Source organism: Streptomyces sp. NPDC004134 (assembly GCF_042874195.1).
Classification (GTDB): Bacteria; Actinomycetota; Actinomycetes; order Streptomycetales; family Streptomycetaceae; genus Streptomyces.
In genome coordinates this window covers 121,794-138,368 of record NZ_JBIAMS010000022.1, presented here as the reverse complement: position 1 = coordinate 138,368, position 16,575 = coordinate 121,794, and the positions used below count along the sequence as shown (strand labels likewise).

Below are 16,575 nucleotides of genomic sequence, written 5' to 3'. Positions count from 1 at the left end.
GAAGGCGTCGGGCACGCATGCGCTCAGGATATCGCAGCCGGAAGGGGAGCCGAGTGGAGCTAAGGAGATTCGAACTCCTGACCCCTTGCATGCCATGCAAGTGCTCTACCAACTGAGCTATAGCCCCTGGGCGGGCTTCACCCTACCCCACCGGCGGCGGTGGCAGATCAGGCCGTCGCGAACGAGTAGAAGCGCTTGAGCGTGCAGTGCTCGTCGAGCAGCCGGCCGTAGATCGGCTCGCCCTCCAGCTCGCGGTACGTCTCGATGGGATCGCCCTTTATGATCAGCGCCCGCGCGCACTCCTCGCACCAGTACTGGTAGTCGGGGTTGAGCGGCTCCATGTCGCGCACGATGGGGGTGCCGTTTCCGCACCAGTCGCACTTCCTGCTGTGTGCTCCCATCACTCAGCTCCAGCTATGGCCGCAGGCCGTGCACACATAGGACACTCCGCCGTTGTCACCGAGCACCTGCGCGACGTGCGAGGAACCGCAGGCTGGACAGTGCAGGGCGGAGGCGCGGATCGCTCCCGGCCGGTGGGTCTCGGCCGCCGGCTGCCTCCCGGTGGCGCACGAAGGCATCTCGCAGCCCCTCCCTTCGGCTTCCGCCCTGTGAGGATGCTGTGATTCTGCCACGCGCGGCCGAGGTGGTCAGCGCCGATACCGGTACCGAACCCCCGCAAGCAGCCCGAGCACCCCCACAGCGGCCAGCGCGAGGAGCGCGTCCCATACCGCGTCCGCGGAACTGCGCGCCGTGAGCGCCCCCACGCGCTCCAGATACAGGGTGCCGATCGTCGCCACGCCGATGAGCCCGCCGAGCTGTGCGGTGGTCGTCAGCAGGCCGCTGGCGTGCGGTGCGTCCTCGGTACGTACGAGCGCGAGCGCGGCCGTCAGATTGGGGCTGAAGGCCAGCGCGAGGCCGAGGCCGACGCCGGTCAGCCCGGCGTAGAAGCCGGGGCCGCCCTCGCCGCCGCCGCGCATCGCCAGACCCACCGCCAGGAACGACACCGTGAGCGTCACGAAGCCCGCCGGCACCACCGCGGGGCGCAGCCGCTCCGGCAGCCGCTGCCAGGTCAGCCCGGCGACCCCGAAGGCGACGGCGGTCGGCACGAAGGTCAGCCCGGCGCGCAGCGGGCCGAAGCCCAGCTCGGACTGCAGGTGCAGCGCCATGACGAACATGAACGCGCCGTTGAGCACCATCGCAAGCCCGGCGCGCACGACGGCCACGGGCATCCCGGGCGCACGCACCACGCGTGGCGGGAACAGCGGCACGCCCCCGCGCCGGGCCAGGCTCGACTCGTACACCGCGAAGGCCGCCACCGCCGCGACGCTGCCGCCCAGCATGAGCCAGCCCCAGACGGGCCAGTCCAGCTCCTGCCCGAGCACCAGCGGCACGGTGAACAGGGTCACCGCGGCCGCCAGCAGCACCAGCCCGCCGCGGTCGAGGACGCCGCCGTACGGGGCGCCGCCCGCCGCGGAGCGCGGCTCGTCACGCGGCAGCAGCCGGGCGCCGAGCACCAGCAGCGGCACGCCCACCACCACGTTCACCAGGAACACCGGCCGCCAGCTCCAGCCGAAGATGTCGGCGCTGACCAGCAGGCCGCCCGCGATCTGCCCGGCGGCCGCGCCGGTGGCCAGGACGGCCGCGTAGACGCCGAGGGCACGGACCCGCTCGGTGCCGGTGAAGTTGCGCTGGATCAGGCTGAGCACCTGCGGGATCATCGCCGCCGCGCCCGCGCCCTGCACCAGCCGGAACGCGATGAGCTGCCCCGAGGTGGCGGCCAGCCCGCAGGCGAGGGAGGCGGCGGTGAAGAGCACGAGCCCGCCGAGGTACATGCGGCGGTGGCCGAGCATGGCGCCCAGCCGGGCGCCGGTGATCAGCAGCACGGAGTACGAGATGACGTACCCGGCGATGATCAGTTGCAGCTCGGCGCCCGAGGTGCCCAGGTCGGTGCGCATGGTGGGGGCGGCGACGTTGACGATGAAGACGTCGAGCAGCGCCATGAACTGCCCGGCGAGGACGATGCCGAGGAGCCAGCCGGTACGTGTGCCGGGAGCGTTGTCGGTGCCGCGCGCTTTACTGGAGACGGCGGCGGCGCCGGGCGCGCTGCCCCCGGCGGGGGACGTCGTGGTGGTGTCAGGCATACCGCGAGCATCTCCCCTGCGCCGTACTGGTAATGAGAGCCTGCTGATGCTGGTACTGACAGCACCTGGCACGGCGGGCGGAATGCCCTGACCCTGGGGAGATGAGCATGACGACGATGGCGGCCGGCCGCCGCAGGCCGGAGCTGGCGGCCTTCCTGCGCAGCCGCCGGGCGCGCATCACCCCCGCGGACGTGGGCATGCCGCCGGGGCCGCGGCGCCGCACCCCGGGGCTGCGCCGCGAGGAGGTCGCGCAGCTCTCCGGCGTCGGCGTCACCTGGTACACGTGGCTGGAGCAGGGCCGGCGCATCAACGCCAGCCCCCAGGTGCTCGACGCGGTGGCGCGCACCCTGCGCCTGGACGCGATGGAGCGCGAGCACCTGTACCACCTGGCCGAGGTGCCGTACGCGCCCGAGCCTGCCGCCGCCGCCCAGTCCGTCGGCCCCGAGGTGCTGGGGATCCTGGCGGCCATGGACCTGCCCGCGGCGGTCTACAACTCCCGCTATGACGTGCTCGCCGCCAACGGGCTGTACGAGCGGATGTTCCCCGCCGTCGCCGGCGCCGGCGAGCAGGGCCGGAACGTGCTGTGGCAGCTCTTCTCCGCCCGCGCCTGCTGCTGCGCGATGGTCAACAGGGACGAGGAGCTGCCGATCCTCGTGGCCACGTTCCGCGGGGCGTACGGGCGGCACGTCGGCGAGCCGTCCTGGGAGCGGCTGATCCGCACCCTGGCGGAGACCAGCGAGGACTTCGCGGAGATGTGGCGCAAGGGAGACGTGGCGCCGCCGGGCTCGCGCATCAAGGTCGTGCAGCACGCCTCGGTCGGCGAGCTGCGCTGCGTGTCGACGTCCCTGACGATCACGGGCATGCCGGAGACCAGGATCGTCGTCTACACCCCGGCGGACGAGGGGAGCCGCAAGCTGCTCGACTGCCTGCGGACGCTGGCCGACCCCCTGATCGGCTGCCGGGCCCACGCCCGGCCCCTGTCCGAGGAGCGCGCCCGCCAGGCGGCGCTGCAGGTGCCGGAAAACGACGAATCCCGCCCCAGCGGGACGGGGGCAGGGTGAACAGAGTGCCGGGCTGCCCGAGTGAGGGGGTGCGGGTGGCGAAGCCCCCGCCAGGCGCGGACGAAGTCCGCGCAGAAGCGACAAAGGCGACATGGTCCGCGTTTTCCGCGGGCACACGTCGCCGGTCGGCTTTGTGGAGCTAAGGAGAATCGAACTCCTGACCTCTTGCATGCCATGCAAGCGCTCTACCAACTGAGCTATAGCCCCTTGCAGTCGCCCGCCCGGAACTGCGGGGGCGAACGAGACAGAGCTTAGCCGGAAGGGGCCCGGAAACAAAAATCGGTTACCAGTGGCCGCCCGGGGCCTACGTGTCGTCGCCCAGCACCGGTTCCGGCAGGCTGCCCGCGTTGTGCTCCAGCAGCCGCCAGCCGCGCACCGACTCCCCGAGCACCGACCAACTGCAGTTCGACAGCCCGCCCAGCGCCTCCCAGTTCCGCGGCTCGATGCCCAGCAGCCGTCCGATCGTCGTCCGGATCGTGCCGCCGTGGCTGACCACGACCAGCGTGCCGGCGTCCGAGAGCTTGTCCGCGTGCGCCAGCACCACCGGCGCCGCCCGGTCCGCGACCTCGGTCTCCAGCTCCCCGCCGCCGCGCCGCACCGGCTCGCCGCGCTTCCAGGCCGCGTACTGCTCGCCGTGCCGCGCGATGATCTCCTCGTGCGTCAGTCCCTGCCAGACGCCCGCGTACGTCTCCCGCAGCGCGCTGTCGTACGTGACGTCAAGGCTGGTCAGCGACGCCAGCTCCGCGGCCGTGCCGCGGGTGCGCAGCAGGTCGGAGCAGATCATCGCGTCCGGCCGGAGCGCCGCCAGCAGCCGGGCGGCGCGCCGCGCCTGCAGCACGCCCTGCTCGGTCAGCTCGATGTCGGTCTGGCCCTGGAAGCGCCGCTCCAGGTTCCAGGCCGTCTGACCGTGCCGCCACAGGACGATCCGGCGGTCACGCATCCCGCCGGGCTCCGTCGCCGTGGGCCTCCGCGTGCTCCGCGGCGCGGCCGCGGGTGGCCACCGCGTCCGGCGGCAGGTCCAGCTCGGGGCAGTCCTTCCACAGCCGCTCCAGGGCGTAGAACACCCGCTCCTCGGAGTGCTGCACGTGGATCACGATGTCCGAGTAGTCCAGCAGGACCCAGCGGCCGTCGCGCTCACCCTCGCGCCGCACCGGCTTGGCGCCGCGCTCCTTCAGCAGCGCCTCCTCGACGCCGTCCACGATCGCCTTGACCTGGCGGTCGTTGGGCGCCGAGGCGAGCAGAAAGGCGTCGGTGATGGCGAGGACGTCGCTGACGTCGTACGCGACGATGTCGTGCGCGAGCTTGTCGGCGGCGGCCTGGGCCGCGGTGCTGACCAGGTCGATGGAGTGGTCCGTTGCGGTCACGGGCAGGGCTGTCCACTTCTGTCGGGAACTCGGGGTATCGCTGCGGATACGTATTCCAGGATCTCACGCCCGTACGACAGCCCCGCGGCTCCCGGCACGGTCACCCCTCGTAGTCCTGGCCGAGGACGACCACCACGTCGGCGTTCGCCGGCGTCTTGCCCTTGGCCACCGCCTTCTCCGGCAGCCCCAGCGTCTTCGCGACCTGGACGGCCTGCTCCTTCGCCGCCGCGTCCGCGTAGCGCACCTCGGAGGCCGCCTCCGGCTCGGCCGCCTGGCCGCCGTCGACGAACGTGAAGCCGCCGTTCACCAGCGCGACCTTCGCCGTCTCCGCCGGCTTCGCGCTGCCCGCGCCGTTCTGCACGCTGACCCGCGCCGCCGTGGCCCCGCCGGGGTTCTTGACCGTGCCGCCCAGGACGTCCTCGACGACCTTCCGCGTGGCCTGGTCGCTCGGCCGCCCGTCGCCGCCGACCTCCAGCGTCTCGGTCGCGTACGCGCCCTCCTTGGCCAGCTCCGACAGCGACGCCAGGGACGCGGCCAGCTCGGCCTCGGACAGGGACGGGTCCAGGACCATGCCCATGGACTTCACCAGGCTCTTGGCGGCCGCGGTGTCGCTCGGCAGGTTCTTCAGCACGGACTGCATGACCTGCCCGAAGCGCCGCAACTGCGCCGTCTGCGGCTCGTCGTCCGTCTGGTACGTCGCGTAGGCGATGGCCTGCTCGCCGTTGAGCCTGCGCTTCTGGCCCTTCTCGACCAGCGGGTCGTCGCCCTTCTTCGCGCCGGGCACGGTCGCGTCGGCGTCCAGGACGATGCCGCCGACGCCCTCCACGAGGATCTCCAGATACGGGGTGTCCAGCCGCCAGCTCCCCTTGATCTGCGAGCCGAGGAGCCCGTCGATCGCGTCCCGGGTGGCGCCCGCGCCCTGCTCGTCGACGGCCTGGCCGAGGGTGGTGGCGGTGCCGTCGTCGCCCGAGACGGCGAGGTCGTTGGGCAGCAGCACGGTGGTGCCCTTGCCGGTGGTGGCGTTGTTCACGAGCAGCGCGGTGGAGCTGCCGCCGCCGTCGGTGTCGTGCAGGTGCACCACCAGGGTGTCGCGCTTCTCCTCCGCCGCCTCCGCGGGGGCGGAGTCGCCGCCGACGAAGGGGAGGCGGTCGGTGGCCCACAGATAGCCGGTGCCGCCGAGCAGGGCGAGGACCATGACCAGCAGCAGCGCGACGCGGCGGTTGCGGCCGCGCCGCTTGGCCTCCTCGCGGCGCTCGGTGCGGCTCTCGGTGAACTTCAGCCAGTCGATGACGTCTTCGGAGGACTCGGTCTCGTCCTCGACGAAGGAGAACTGCTCGGTGGCGTAGTCGGGCGGCTCGTGCGGGGGCCGGCCCCGGCCGGGGGGCTCCTCGCCGGGCGGCCGCTGCTGCGGGATGCGCCCCCACTCGCCGTCGGGCGGTACGGGCGTCACGGGCTGCTCGCCGGAGTGGGCGGCGGGGCCGTAGGGGTCGTAGTCGTAGTCGTACCCGACGGCCGGGGGCGGGGCCTGCGGGGCGTAGTGCTGCTGCTGCGCCCGGGGGGTCTGGGGCGGGTAGGCGGCGCCCTGCTGGGGCGGGGGCGGCGGCTGCTGGGCGTACGGGTCGTAGTCGTACCCGTAGCCGGAGGAGGGGTCCCGGTAGCCCTGGGCGCCGGGGTCCTGGGGGGCGCCCTGACGGTCGTAGTCGTAGCCCTGCTGTCCGTACGGGTCGTAGCCGCGGGCGTAGGGGTCCTGGTACGGGTCGTGGCCCTGCGGGCCGCGGTATCCGTCGTTCACTGGTGCCCCTTCCATAATGGGCAATCCCCGCCCATGGTCCCCCCGTGCTTACCCTTCGCTCCCGGTGCGGCCCCCGCCGCTCCGTAGATCCTGCGCGTCAATCGCCGTCGCGGTAAAGCCTTCGCTTGTTGATGTAGCGCACAACGCCGTCAGGGACCAAATACCAGACAGGTTCCTCGCGAGCCACCCGTTCCCGGCAATCCGTGGACGAGATGGCGAGCGCGGGAACCTCGACCAACGACACCCTGCCTTCGGGCAGCCCGGGGTCGTGCAACCGGTGACCCGGCCTGGTCACCCCGATGAAGTGGGCCAGCGAGAACAGTTCCTCGGCACCCCGCCAGGTGAAGATCTGGGAGAGCGCGTCCGCGCCGGTGATGAAGAACAGCTCCGCCTCCGGTTCGAGCCCGTGCAGCTCCCGGAGGGTGTCGATCGTGAACGTCGGCCCTTCGCGGTCGATGTCGATGCGGCTGACCGAGAACTGCGGGTTCGACGCCGTGGCGATCACGGTCATCAGATAGCGGTCCTCGCGCGGCGAGACCGCCTTGTCGCTCTTCTGCCACGGCTCGCCCGTGGGCACGAAGATCACCTCGTCGAGGTGGAAGCGGGCGGCGACCTCGCTCGCCGCCACCAGGTGACCGTGGTGGATGGGATCGAACGTCCCGCCCATCACGCCCAGTCTGCGTCTCACCGCCCTCAGCGGTCCCGGTTGAAGCGGGTGGTGATGAAGAGCAGGAGAAGCAGGATGAACAGCGTGGACCCGCCCACGAAGTACGGGTTCAGGCTGGAGCCGTTGCTCTCGTGCTCGCCGCCCCCACCGCTCTCGGATGCGGAGGCGAGGGTCACGGCGAGGTCGTGGGCGGCGGTCAGAGCGCTCATGGTCACGGTGGCCAATCCGGTGTCGTCGGGTGGGCGTGCCACGACATCGTAAGCGGGTACGCGGCCCGCTCCCACGTCGGCTCCGCCATCGGGGGACGCCGGCCGCGTACGCCGCCGCGGACGCCGAGGTCACCGGGCGGTACGGGTGCCGTGACGAACCTGCTACGGAACTCCCGGCCGCGCCGGCCCGTTGTCGCACTAGCCTTGGGGGTCAGACGTACGGGGAGGGGACGGACAGACATGCCTGAACTCAACAAGAACGTGCCGAGCCGAGAACGCAGGAGGTTCCCGGGCATCTCGTCCCGGGCGTACGAGCACCCGGCCGACCGCTCCGCGCTGGTCTCGCTGCGCAAGCTCACCGGCTTCGACAAGGTCTTCAAGGCGATCAGCGGCATGCTGCCGGAGCGCTCGCTGCGGCTGCTGTTCCTCTCCGACTCGGTGCGGGTCAGCGACCAGCAGTTCCAGCACCTGCACGACATGCTGCGCGACGCCTGTTACATCCTGGACCTCGAGAAGGTCCCGCAGATGTACGTCAAGCAGGACCCCCAGCCCAATGCGATGTGCATCGGCATGGACGAGCCGATCATCGTCGTCACCACCGGCCTCGTCGAGCTGCTCGACGAGGAGGAGATGCGGGCCGTCGTCGGGCACGAGGTGGGCCACGCGCTGTCCGGCCACTCGGTGTACCGCACGATCATGCTCTTCCTCACCAACCTCGCCCTCGCGCTCGCCTGGATCCCGCTGGGCGCCCTGGCGATACGGGCCATCATCGCCGCGCTGCTGGAGTGGTTCCGCAAGTCGGAGCTGTCCGCGGACCGCGCCGGGCTGCTCGTCGGGCAGGACCTGGAGGCGTCGATGCGCGGGCTGATGAAGCTCGCCGGCGGCAACCACCTGCACCAGATGAACGTCGACGCGTTCCTTCAGCAGGCCGAGGAGTACGACCGGGGCGGCGACGTCCGCGACTCCGTCCTGAAGATCCTCAACGTGCTGCCGCGCAGCCACCCCTTCACCACCATCCGCGCCGCCGAGCTGAAGAAGTGGTCGGAGAGCCGCGACTACCAGCGGATCATGGACGGCCACTACCCGCGGCGCGACGAGGACAAGGACGCCTCCGCGCGCGAGTCCTTCCGCGAGTCCGCCAGCAGCTACGCGGACACGGTGAAGAACAGCAAGGACCCGCTGCTGCGGCTCGTCAACGACATCGCGGGCGGCACCGCCGACATAGGCGGCAAGCTGCGGGACCGCTTCAACAACCGCGGCTCCGGCGGCTCCGCCCCGTCGGACGGCTCCGGCCCCGCGGACGCCTCGCCCAACTGAGCACCGTCCCCCTCCGCTCAGCGAGCGCACCGTACGCAAGCCGCCGCCGCCCCCTCGTCCCGGGGGCGGCGGCGTCGTTCGCAGGGCGTGTGGCGCCGTCGTACGGGCGCACGCTCCGGGCCTCCGGCCCGCCTACCCCCGCGCGTCGGACAGGGGCTACGACACCTTCGCCGCCTGCCCGGTGTCCAGCACTCCGCACAGCGACCCGCTCAACTGACCCGGCGTCGCGAACGGGTTGGTCCCGTGCGGCGTCTTCCGCGGGTCCCGCTCGCCGGCCAGCAGCGGCCGCAGATACGCCGAGGCGTCCGCGGTGCACGCCAGCGGCCCGGCGGTCAGCGCGGTCTCGGCCAGCTCCAGTTGCCGGTCGCGCAGGTCGTCGTGGTCGAAACGGATGCGCACCTGGCGGCGCACGGTGAACAGCGACGCGTCCGCCTTCGGCGTCCCCGCGGACGCCTTCGCGGGGCGCAGCACGTAGACGAAGACGTGGTCCGCGCTGACCTCCAGCTCCTGGTCGCTGACCTCCGCGAACGTCACCGCGCCGTCGACCCGTACGCTCCGGTCGGCCAGCCGCACGTGCTCGGGGTCGAAGCGCACCATCCAGCCGGTCGCGGCGTGCCTGCCGTCGTCGGCGGGGCGGGCGAGGCTCTGGTCGAACTGGCCGTGCTGCTGCGGGTCGAGCTGGATGCGTACGTCGCGGACGTTGCCGCCGGTGAGGGTGCGGGCGTCGACCGCGGAGGTGACGAGGTAGTCCTTGCTGGCGGTGAGCGCCTGGACGACCTGCTCCTCGGTGAAGTTCCGGGTCGCGACCGGGTCCGGCAGGTCGATGCCGTCGCCGCCGGTGCCGAAGTCCGCGGCGGGGCTGCCGGCGATCAGCTCCTCGGGCCCGCCGCCGGGCACCGGGCCGTCGGGCGTCAGCGGGACGACGGTGCTGCGCAGCGGCGCCGCGGCGGGAGCGCCGGGCTGCCGGTAGGGCATGCGTACGCCCATGTAGATGGCGGTGCCGAAGGCGAGCGCGATGAGCAGGACGAGCACCAGGGCCTGCCGGGAGGCGCCGGGCCGCTGGGGGCGGCGGCTGCGGACGGCGGGGGCATGGTCGCCGGCGCGCTCGCGGGCGGAGTACTCCTCCAGGCGGGCAGCATTGACGAACGCCTCATCGAACACGATGGAGCGGTACTCGTCGTCTCCGCCTCCGGGGGCGCGTTCGGGTGTCCCGTCGGGCGGGCCTTCGTGCCCGGCCATATACAGAAGAGTAGGTCCGCGGCGCCCCCCGTAAACCGGCGCGTCAACGCCAACTTGCCGCTGCGCCGGTGGGGGTACCGCCCACGGCCGCAGGACGTAGGGGGAGGGTGAGGATCAATCGGGCGGAAGCGGTTGCGGCAGATCGCCGGCGGCGCTCGCGCGGAGTCGCGCAGGGGGCTCAGCAGGGGGTCAGCGCGGTGTCAGCGACGGTTCGAGGGCGTCCGCGCCGGTCGTGGCCGAAGGGCTGGAGCCGCCGGGGGGCGGGGCGTCGTCGCGGCCGTCGGGGCCGGAACGGTACACGGCGGCGAAGGACAGCGCGACTATGCCGACGCCGAGGAGGAGGGCGAGCAGCAGGGCGACGGGCCGCTGCCAGTGCCCGTGGCCGCGGTACGGGCGCAGCGCGCCGCCGTAGGGGCCGTACGGGTCGGGGGCGTCCGGGTCGTCCCAGCCGTCGTATATCCGGTCGTCGCTCGCCGCTTCCTCGAGGACGGCCTCCGCCTGGGCCCGCGCCTCCGCGGCGCCGACCATGCGCTCGACGGCGCTCGGCTCGTGGAAATGGGCCGAACGGACGAAGTCCTCGTCGAGGACCACGGCGGCGAACTCTTCGTCCGCGCCTCCGTGGTGGTGGCTGTCGGGCTCGTCACCGTCGGCGTACGGTGGCCTGCCCCCCACATCGTCCGGCACCCGACCAGCGTAAACCGGGACAGTCGGGATGCGCCAGGCAGCGCGGGATACGGACGCGGAGTCCCGGCCACCCCGGAGGACCCGTACGGCGGCCGCGACGGGCCTGGGAAGGCGCCTGTACGGCCTGCTCCCGGCCCGGAGACCGCCGCGCGGACTCCCGGAGCCCCGCTGGGCCGTTCGGCGGCGGGGCGCCCGGCTACCGGCCCTTGAGCTGGCCGTCGCCCGTCACGACGTACTTCGTCGAGGTCAGCTCCGGCAGCCCCATCGGCCCGCGGGCGTGCAGCTTCTGGGTGGAGATGCCGATCTCCGCGCCGAAGCCGAACTCCGCGCCGTCGGTGAACCGGGTGGAGGCGTTCACCATGACCGCGGCGGAGTCCACCAGTGCGGTGAAGCGGCGGGCCGCGCCGGTGTCGCGGGTGACGACGGCCTCGGTGTGCCCGGAGGACCAGCGGCGGATGTGCGCCACCGCGTCGTCCAGGGAGCGGACCACGCCCGCGGCGATGTCGTACGACAGGTACTCCGTGGCCCAGTCCTCGTCGTCGGCGAGCTGCACCTCCACGCCGGCCGCGGCGCCCGCCTTCACCCAGGCGTCGTCGCCGTGCACGGTGACGCCCGCGGCCTCCAGCGCCCGCAGGGCGCGGGGCAGGAAGGCGTCGGCCACGGCCTGGTGGACGAGGACGGTCTCGGCGGCATTGCACACGCTGGGGCGCTGCGCCTTGGAGTTGACGAGGATCTTCTCGGCGAGGTCGAGGTCGGCGTGCTCGTCCACGTACACGTGGCAGTTGCCCGTGCCGGTCTCGATCACCGGGACCGTGGACTCCTCGACGACGGTGCGGATGAGGCCGGCGCCGCCGCGCGGGATCAGCACGTCGACCAGCCCGCGGGCGCGCATCAGCTCGTGCACGGACTCGCGGCCCTGCCCGGGCACCAACTGCACCGCGTCCGGCGGCAGCCCGGCCGAGGCCACCGCGTCGCGCAGGACGGCGACGAGGGCGGTGTTCGAGGCGTACGCGGAGGAGGAGCCGCGCAGCAGCACCGCGTTGCCCGACTTCAGGCAGAGCGCGGCGGCGTCCACGGTGACGTTGGGCCGGCCCTCGTAGATGATGCCGGCGACGCCCAGCGGCACCCGCACCTGGCGCAGCTCCAGGCCGTTCGGCAGCGTGGAGCCGCGGACCACCTCGCCGACGGGGTCCGGCAGCTTGGCGACGTCACGGACGTCGGAGGCGACAGCGGCCACGCGCTCCTCGGTCAGCGTCAGCCGGTCCACGATCGCCTCGGAGACGCCGTCGGCCCGCGCCCGGGCGACGTCCTCCGCGTTGGCCGCGACGACCTCCGCGGCGCGCGCCTCCAGCGCGTCGGCGACGGCCAGCAGGGCGGCGTCCTTGGCCGCGCGGGGCAGCGGGGCGATCATCGCCGCCGCGGTACGCGCCCGCTGGGCGGCCTGGCGGACCGGGGACTGGGTTTCGCTGCTCATGCCGAGCAGGGTAGTCGGCGGTGCCGACATCGTGGACTGGCCGTATCACTCCGCGAGACGCGGCACCGGCGGGTGCGTGCTCCCGCGCTTCACCTCGTGCGCGTGCGCCGGTAGCCGCCCCGGGGCGCGGACGCCGCCGCGCGCGCCGGGGCGTACGCCCCTGTACGGCCGCCAACGGCCCGTGCCGCGGCGGATCCCCCGCCGCGGCTCAGAACGGATGCACCCCCACCGGCACCGCGGGCGCCGGCCCGTACCCGTCGGCGATGCGCTGGTGGTACGTCTCCCGCGCGATCACCTCCAGGCCCACGATCTCCCACGGCGGCAACTGCGCCGACGCCCGGTGCTCCCCCCAGAGCCGCAGCGCCACGGCCGCCGCGTCGTGCAGGTCGCGGGCCTCTTCCCAGTAGCGGATCTCGGCGTGGTCGTTGGCATAGCGGCTGGTCAGCAGGAAGGGATGGTCGTGCGCCAGCCGTTCAAGACCGCGCCTGATCTCCTTCAGCGGGGCCTCGGGCCCTGCGACGCTCAGCGTGACGTGCCACAGCCGGTGGGCGCCGTCGGCGGCGGGACCGCCGGCGTCCGCCGCGGTCGCCGGCTCCTCCGCGCTTCCCGCATGCCCACCTCCGGTCCCCTGGACGCTGGTCAGCGTCCGCTGTGCCGTTCCCCGGGGCAGCGCCCCTGGACGCCCTTGTGTCACGGGCGGCCTCCTGAATACGAGTCTGCAACGGGCTGCGCGCCGCGGCAGCCCCATACAACAAAGTTGACCAGCCGACGCGCCCGCCCGTGGTGCTTTTGCCCAAGGTCTCTGCCGGGACACCGGATTTTTCGCGCGCCGCGCGCCGGTCTCACGCGGGGTACAGCACCCGCCGCACGGCACGTACCGTGCTCCGGTCAACCGTCAGTTGCCGCCCGCCACTTGTGGCACCTCAGTTGTCGCCCGCGCCTGCCGCACCGTACCGCTCGCACCTCACTTGTCGAGCACCACGAGGTCGTCCCGGTGCACGACCTCGCGCTCGTACGCCGGGCCCAGCTCCTTGGCCAGCTCGCGGGTGGAGCGCCCGAGCAGCCGCGGCAGCTCCTCGGCGTCGAAGGCGACGAGCCCGCGCGCGACCGCCCGGCCCGAGGTGTCCCGCAGCTCCACCGGGTCGCCCGCGGTGAACCTGCCCTCCACCTCCTTGATCCCCGCCGGCAGCAGCGACGTGCGCCGCTCGGTCACGGCCCGTACCGCGCCGTCGTCCAGCACCAGAGCCCCCAGCGGGGTGGAGGCGTGCGCGAGCCACAGCAGCCGGCCGCGGGCGCGCCGCCCGGTGGGGTGGAAGTACGTGCCGGTGGGCTGCCCGGCCAGCGCCGCGTCCGCGTACACGGCGGACGTCAGCACCACGGGCACGCCCTCGCCGGTGGCGATCCTGGCGGCCTCCACCTTGGTCACCATGCCGCCCGTGCCCACCCCGGCCCGCCCGGCGGCCCCCAGCCGGACCCCGGCCAGCTCGGCGCGGTGGCGCACCTCGGCGATACGGGTGGCGCCGGGGGCGCTCGGCGGGCCGTCGTAGAGGCCGTCGACGTCGGAGAGGAGCACCAGCAGGTCGGCGCGGGCCAGATGGGCGACGAGGGCGGCGAGCCGGTCGTTGTCGCCGAAGCGGATCTCCTCGGTGGCCACGGTGTCGTTCTCGTTGACGACGGGCACGGCGCCCATGGCGAGCAGTTGCTCCAGGGTGCGCTGCGCGTTGCGGTAGTGGGTGCGGCGGCTCATGTCGTCGGTGGTGAGCAACACCTGCCCGACGCGCCTGGCGTAGCGGGCGTACGAGGCGGTGTAGCGGGCCATCAGCAGCCCCTGCCCGACGCTGGCCGCCGCCTGCTGCCTGGCCAGGTCGCGGGGGCGCTTGCCGAGCCCGAGCGGCGCCAGACCGGCGGCGATGGCGCCGGAGCTGACCAGCACGATCTCCCGGCCGCCGTGCTTGGCGAGCGCGTCCACCAGGGCGTCGACCCGGTCCGCGTCCAGCCCGCCGGCCGCGGTGGTCAGCGAGGACGACCCCACCTTCACGACGATCCTGCGGGCACTCGCCGCGGCTTCCCGACTCGCCCCTGCCACCTGTTACCCCTGCGCTTTCCGGCCCGCGTCCCTTACGTACGGAACTGCGAATCTACGCCACCGCCCGGGCGCCCCGCGGCGCCGTCCCACGGTACGGACACCCGCCCGGACACACTCCGGGACACCCGGAGGCACGCAGGACCCGAATTCTTGTACTGATATGAGAAACGAAATGGCCGACTGGGACCGTTACACGCATTTGAGCCCGATTGGCGGCCCATGCCGGGTGGAGAATTGTCTCCTGCCCCGTGACCGTCATACGGTCTGGGGTCAACTCCCTACCACCCCCGGAACCAGGCGGTCCCGGGACCGTCCTCACGACCTCCCTGCCAGGAGTCAGCACCCGTGCCTTTCGCCGGTATCGCCCCCCGCCGCGCCGTGCAGCTCATGGCGCTGACCACGCTGCTAGCAGCGTATTGCGCGCAACTCGTCGGCGCGCTCAAGCCCAACGTGCCCCTGCTCGTCGCCGCGGCCGCGGGCGGCCTCGCCCTCGACCTCTACCTGCAGCACCGGCAGCCCGGGCTGCTGTCCCTGCTCAGCAGGGTCCGCTTCGACGTCATGGTCCGCCAGTTGCTGCGCGACATGCTCATCCTCTTCGGCCTGCTGCAGATCGACGGCATCGAGCCGCTGCGGGAGCAGTCCGCGCTGACGGTGATGCTGCTGTCGTCGTACCTCGTGCACTTCCTCATCCAGGGCGTCACGATCATGGTGCGCCGGGACCGCACCGTGCCGGTCGTCACCCGGAACGTCGACGTCTCCGCCCTGGGCCTCGCGCCCGCGCCGCCGCGGATCCTCGCCCGCCGCTCCAGCCACCGCCTGCTGTACCTCTCCGTGCCGGTCACGGTCGGGCTGCTGACCACCGCCGCCACCGCGGACGCCTTGTGGGGCGTGCTGGGCCTCGGCATCTCGCTGGGGCTGAGCGTGGGCGGCGCCCTGTATCTGGCGACCTGGCTGCTGCCCGCCAAGCGCACCGCCGACGACCAGCGGGTACGCGAGTGGTTCGCCGGCTGGCTGCAGGAGTACCAGCCGACGGTGGGCCTCTACTTCTCCGGCGGCGCCACCTCCGCGTACCAGGCCAACATGTGGGTCTCCACGCTGGCCGCCCTCGACGGCAGGCCGCTGATCGTGCTCCGCGAGCGCTTCATGGTGCAGAAGATCACCGCCACCGACGTCCCGATCGTCTGCCTGCCCAAGGTCGCCGACCTGATGCTGCTGGAGCACTCGACGCTGAAGATGCTGCTGCACCCGGCGAACTCCGGGAAGACCTCGCAGGTGCTGCGCATCCCCACCATCAAGCACGCCTTCACCAACCACGGCGAGAGCGACAAGCTGTCGAGCTGCAACCCGTACGCCAAGGCGTACGACGAGGTGTGGGTGGCGGGCCCCGCGGCCCGCGACCGCTACCAGCTCGCCGACATCGGCGTCGACGACCGCGACGTGGTGGAGGTCGGCCGCCCGCAGCTCGCGCCGATCCGCCCGTACCCGGGCCCGCCGCCCGCCGGCGGGCTGACCACGGTGCTGTACGCCCCCACCTGGGAGGGCTGGGACGGCAACCCCGGCAACACCTCGGTCGTGCTGGCCGGCGAGAACATCGTGCGCGAGCTGCTCGCCGACCCCGGGGTGCGGCTGCTGTACAAGCCGCACCCGCTGACCGGCTCGGTCGACCCGCGCGCGGGCGAGGCCAACAAGCGGATCCAGGCGATGATCGCCGAGGCGAACGCCGCCATGGTCGCCGAGGCCGCCGCCGGCCAGGCCGAGGGCGGCCGGGGCGCCGAGCGGCCGGGCCCCGGGGCCGCCGCCGAGCTGGCCCGGGTGCAGGCGGAGCTGGACGGACTGGCCACGACGTCCTTCCGGGCCGGTGCCGACGAGGTCGAGCGGATGCTGATGCAGTCCTCCCCCGAGGCCGGCCGGGCCGAGGCCGTGCAGGCCGCGACCGCCGCCTGGGAGGAGGCGTACTGGGCCTCGCTGCCCGCCTGGGAGCACCAGATCATCACCGACTCCCGGCCCGGCATCTACGCCTGCTTCAACGTCGCGGACGTGCTGGTCAGCGATGTCTCCAGCGTCATCTCCGACTACCTGACCAGCGAGAAGCCGTACGCGGTCGCCAACACCAGCGGGCTGACGGAGGCGGAGTTCAAGGCGGAGTTCCCGACCGTACGGGCCGGCACCATCCTCGGCCCGAAGGCGAAGCAGATCCCCGCCATGCTCAAGGCCGTCCGCGACCCGGAGCACGACACGCTGGTACGGGCCCGCGCGGAGCTGAAGGAGCACCTGCTCGGACCGTCGGAACCGCCGTCGCTGGTGCGCTTCAACGCCGCCGCGGTGGCGCTGTGTGCCAGGGCGGACGCGCGCGCGGCGCGCGTCGACGCGCGAGGGGAGTCCGATATCCCTTCTCAACGACGGGACGCGGCGGAGGAAATGGAGCTGGAGCCGGAGGAGCCGGCGGGCGTCTAGGCCGCGTCCCCGACACGGACCCGGTGACGGACGAGGACGCCGACGCGATCGCGGAGGCGGCCGTCGAACCGGACGCAGATCCGGATC

General features: G+C 72.9%; 15 protein-coding genes and 2 tRNA genes. 3 read left to right on the top strand and 14 right to left on the bottom strand.

Translation table 11 applies throughout. The features are described 5' to 3' along the window. Positions 1-54: 54 nt before the first annotated feature. From ACFYVJ_RS25550 to ACFYVJ_RS25540, 3 genes are all read right to left on the bottom strand, one after another. Positions 55-127: transfer RNA gene (locus ACFYVJ_RS25550), tRNA-Ala, on the bottom strand. A 40-nt stretch (positions 128-167) separates the two neighbouring features. Beyond that, entirely contained in the window at positions 168-401 is a 234-nt protein-coding gene (locus ACFYVJ_RS25545; RefSeq protein WP_026276023.1) for a hypothetical protein, read from the bottom strand. Positions 402-647: 246 nt separating this feature from the next. Further along, positions 648-2,141, bottom strand: a complete 1,494-nt coding sequence (locus ACFYVJ_RS25540; RefSeq protein ID WP_388895723.1) for an MFS transporter — start codon at positions 2,139-2,141, stop codon at positions 648-650. A 107-nt stretch (positions 2,142-2,248) separates the two neighbouring features. Here ACFYVJ_RS25540 and ACFYVJ_RS25535 point away from each other — a divergent pair, with 107 nt between their 5' ends. Beyond that, entirely contained in the window at positions 2,249-3,202 is a 954-nt protein-coding gene (locus ACFYVJ_RS25535) for a helix-turn-helix transcriptional regulator (RefSeq protein ID WP_388895776.1), read from the top strand. A gap of 134 nt (positions 3,203-3,336) precedes the next feature. Here ACFYVJ_RS25535 and ACFYVJ_RS25530 read toward each other — a convergent pair. The 6 genes from ACFYVJ_RS25530 to ACFYVJ_RS25505 form a co-directional block, all read right to left on the bottom strand. After that, a tRNA-Ala gene (locus tag ACFYVJ_RS25530) sits at positions 3,337-3,409 on the bottom strand. A 97-nt stretch (positions 3,410-3,506) separates the two neighbouring features. After that, positions 3,507-4,142 (bottom strand): histidine phosphatase family protein, encoded by a 636-nt coding sequence (locus tag ACFYVJ_RS25525; protein WP_388895720.1) that lies wholly within the window; start codon positions 4,140-4,142, stop codon positions 3,507-3,509. After that, positions 4,135-4,566, bottom strand: a complete 432-nt coding sequence (gene rsfS, locus ACFYVJ_RS25520) for a ribosome silencing factor (protein ID WP_388895717.1) — start codon at positions 4,564-4,566, stop codon at positions 4,135-4,137. Before rsfS ends, ACFYVJ_RS25525 begins: the two co-directional genes overlap by 8 nt. 100 nt (positions 4,567-4,666) lie before the next feature. Then, positions 4,667-6,358, bottom strand: a complete 1,692-nt coding sequence (locus tag ACFYVJ_RS25515) for a LytR C-terminal domain-containing protein (protein WP_388895714.1) — start codon at positions 6,356-6,358, stop codon at positions 4,667-4,669. A 97-nt stretch (positions 6,359-6,455) separates the two neighbouring features. Further along, positions 6,456-7,046 carry a nicotinate-nucleotide adenylyltransferase gene (nadD, locus tag ACFYVJ_RS25510; RefSeq protein WP_199850524.1) on the bottom strand — a complete coding sequence of 197 codons (591 nt, stop codon included), beginning with the start codon at positions 7,044-7,046 and terminating at the stop codon, positions 6,456-6,458. A 5-nt stretch (positions 7,047-7,051) separates the two neighbouring features. Continuing rightward, positions 7,052-7,234, bottom strand: a complete 183-nt coding sequence (locus ACFYVJ_RS25505; RefSeq protein WP_388895773.1) for a hypothetical protein — start codon at positions 7,232-7,234, stop codon at positions 7,052-7,054. Positions 7,235-7,474: 240 nt separating this feature from the next. On the opposite strand from ACFYVJ_RS25505, the gene ACFYVJ_RS25500 reads away from it, so the two are divergent. After that, positions 7,475-8,551 carry a M48 family metallopeptidase gene (locus ACFYVJ_RS25500; RefSeq protein ID WP_388895711.1) on the top strand — a complete coding sequence of 359 codons (1,077 nt, stop codon included), beginning with the start codon at positions 7,475-7,477 and terminating at the stop codon, positions 8,549-8,551. 156 nt (positions 8,552-8,707) lie between these two features. Here ACFYVJ_RS25500 and ACFYVJ_RS25495 read toward each other — a convergent pair whose 3' ends face one another. From ACFYVJ_RS25495 to proB, 5 genes are all read right to left on the bottom strand, one after another. Further along, positions 8,708-9,790 (bottom strand): hypothetical protein, encoded by a 1,083-nt coding sequence (locus tag ACFYVJ_RS25495; protein WP_388895708.1) that lies wholly within the window; start codon positions 9,788-9,790, stop codon positions 8,708-8,710. Between the two features lie 189 nt (positions 9,791-9,979). After that, the gene (locus tag ACFYVJ_RS25490) at positions 9,980-10,474 is read right to left on the bottom strand and encodes a hypothetical protein (RefSeq protein WP_388895705.1); all 495 of its coding nucleotides are present in this window, start codon (positions 10,472-10,474) and stop codon (positions 9,980-9,982) included. A gap of 196 nt (positions 10,475-10,670) precedes the next feature. Continuing rightward, positions 10,671-11,948 (bottom strand): glutamate-5-semialdehyde dehydrogenase, encoded by a 1,278-nt coding sequence (locus ACFYVJ_RS25485; RefSeq protein ID WP_388895702.1) that lies wholly within the window; start codon positions 11,946-11,948, stop codon positions 10,671-10,673. A gap of 208 nt (positions 11,949-12,156) precedes the next feature. Next, complete coding sequence (locus ACFYVJ_RS25480) at positions 12,157-12,642, bottom strand: hypothetical protein (protein WP_388895699.1); 486 nt, start codon at positions 12,640-12,642, stop codon at positions 12,157-12,159. Between the two features lie 270 nt (positions 12,643-12,912). Continuing rightward, on the bottom strand, positions 12,913-14,034 hold the full coding sequence (gene proB, locus ACFYVJ_RS25475) for a glutamate 5-kinase (protein WP_388895697.1): 1,122 nt from the start codon (positions 14,032-14,034) through the stop codon (positions 12,913-12,915). Positions 14,035-14,379: 345 nt separating this feature from the next. On the opposite strand from proB, the gene ACFYVJ_RS25470 reads away from it, so the two are divergent. After that, entirely contained in the window at positions 14,380-16,488 is a 2,109-nt protein-coding gene (locus tag ACFYVJ_RS25470) for a hypothetical protein (RefSeq protein ID WP_388895694.1), read from the top strand. The last annotated feature ends 87 nt before the right edge of the window (positions 16,489-16,575 follow it).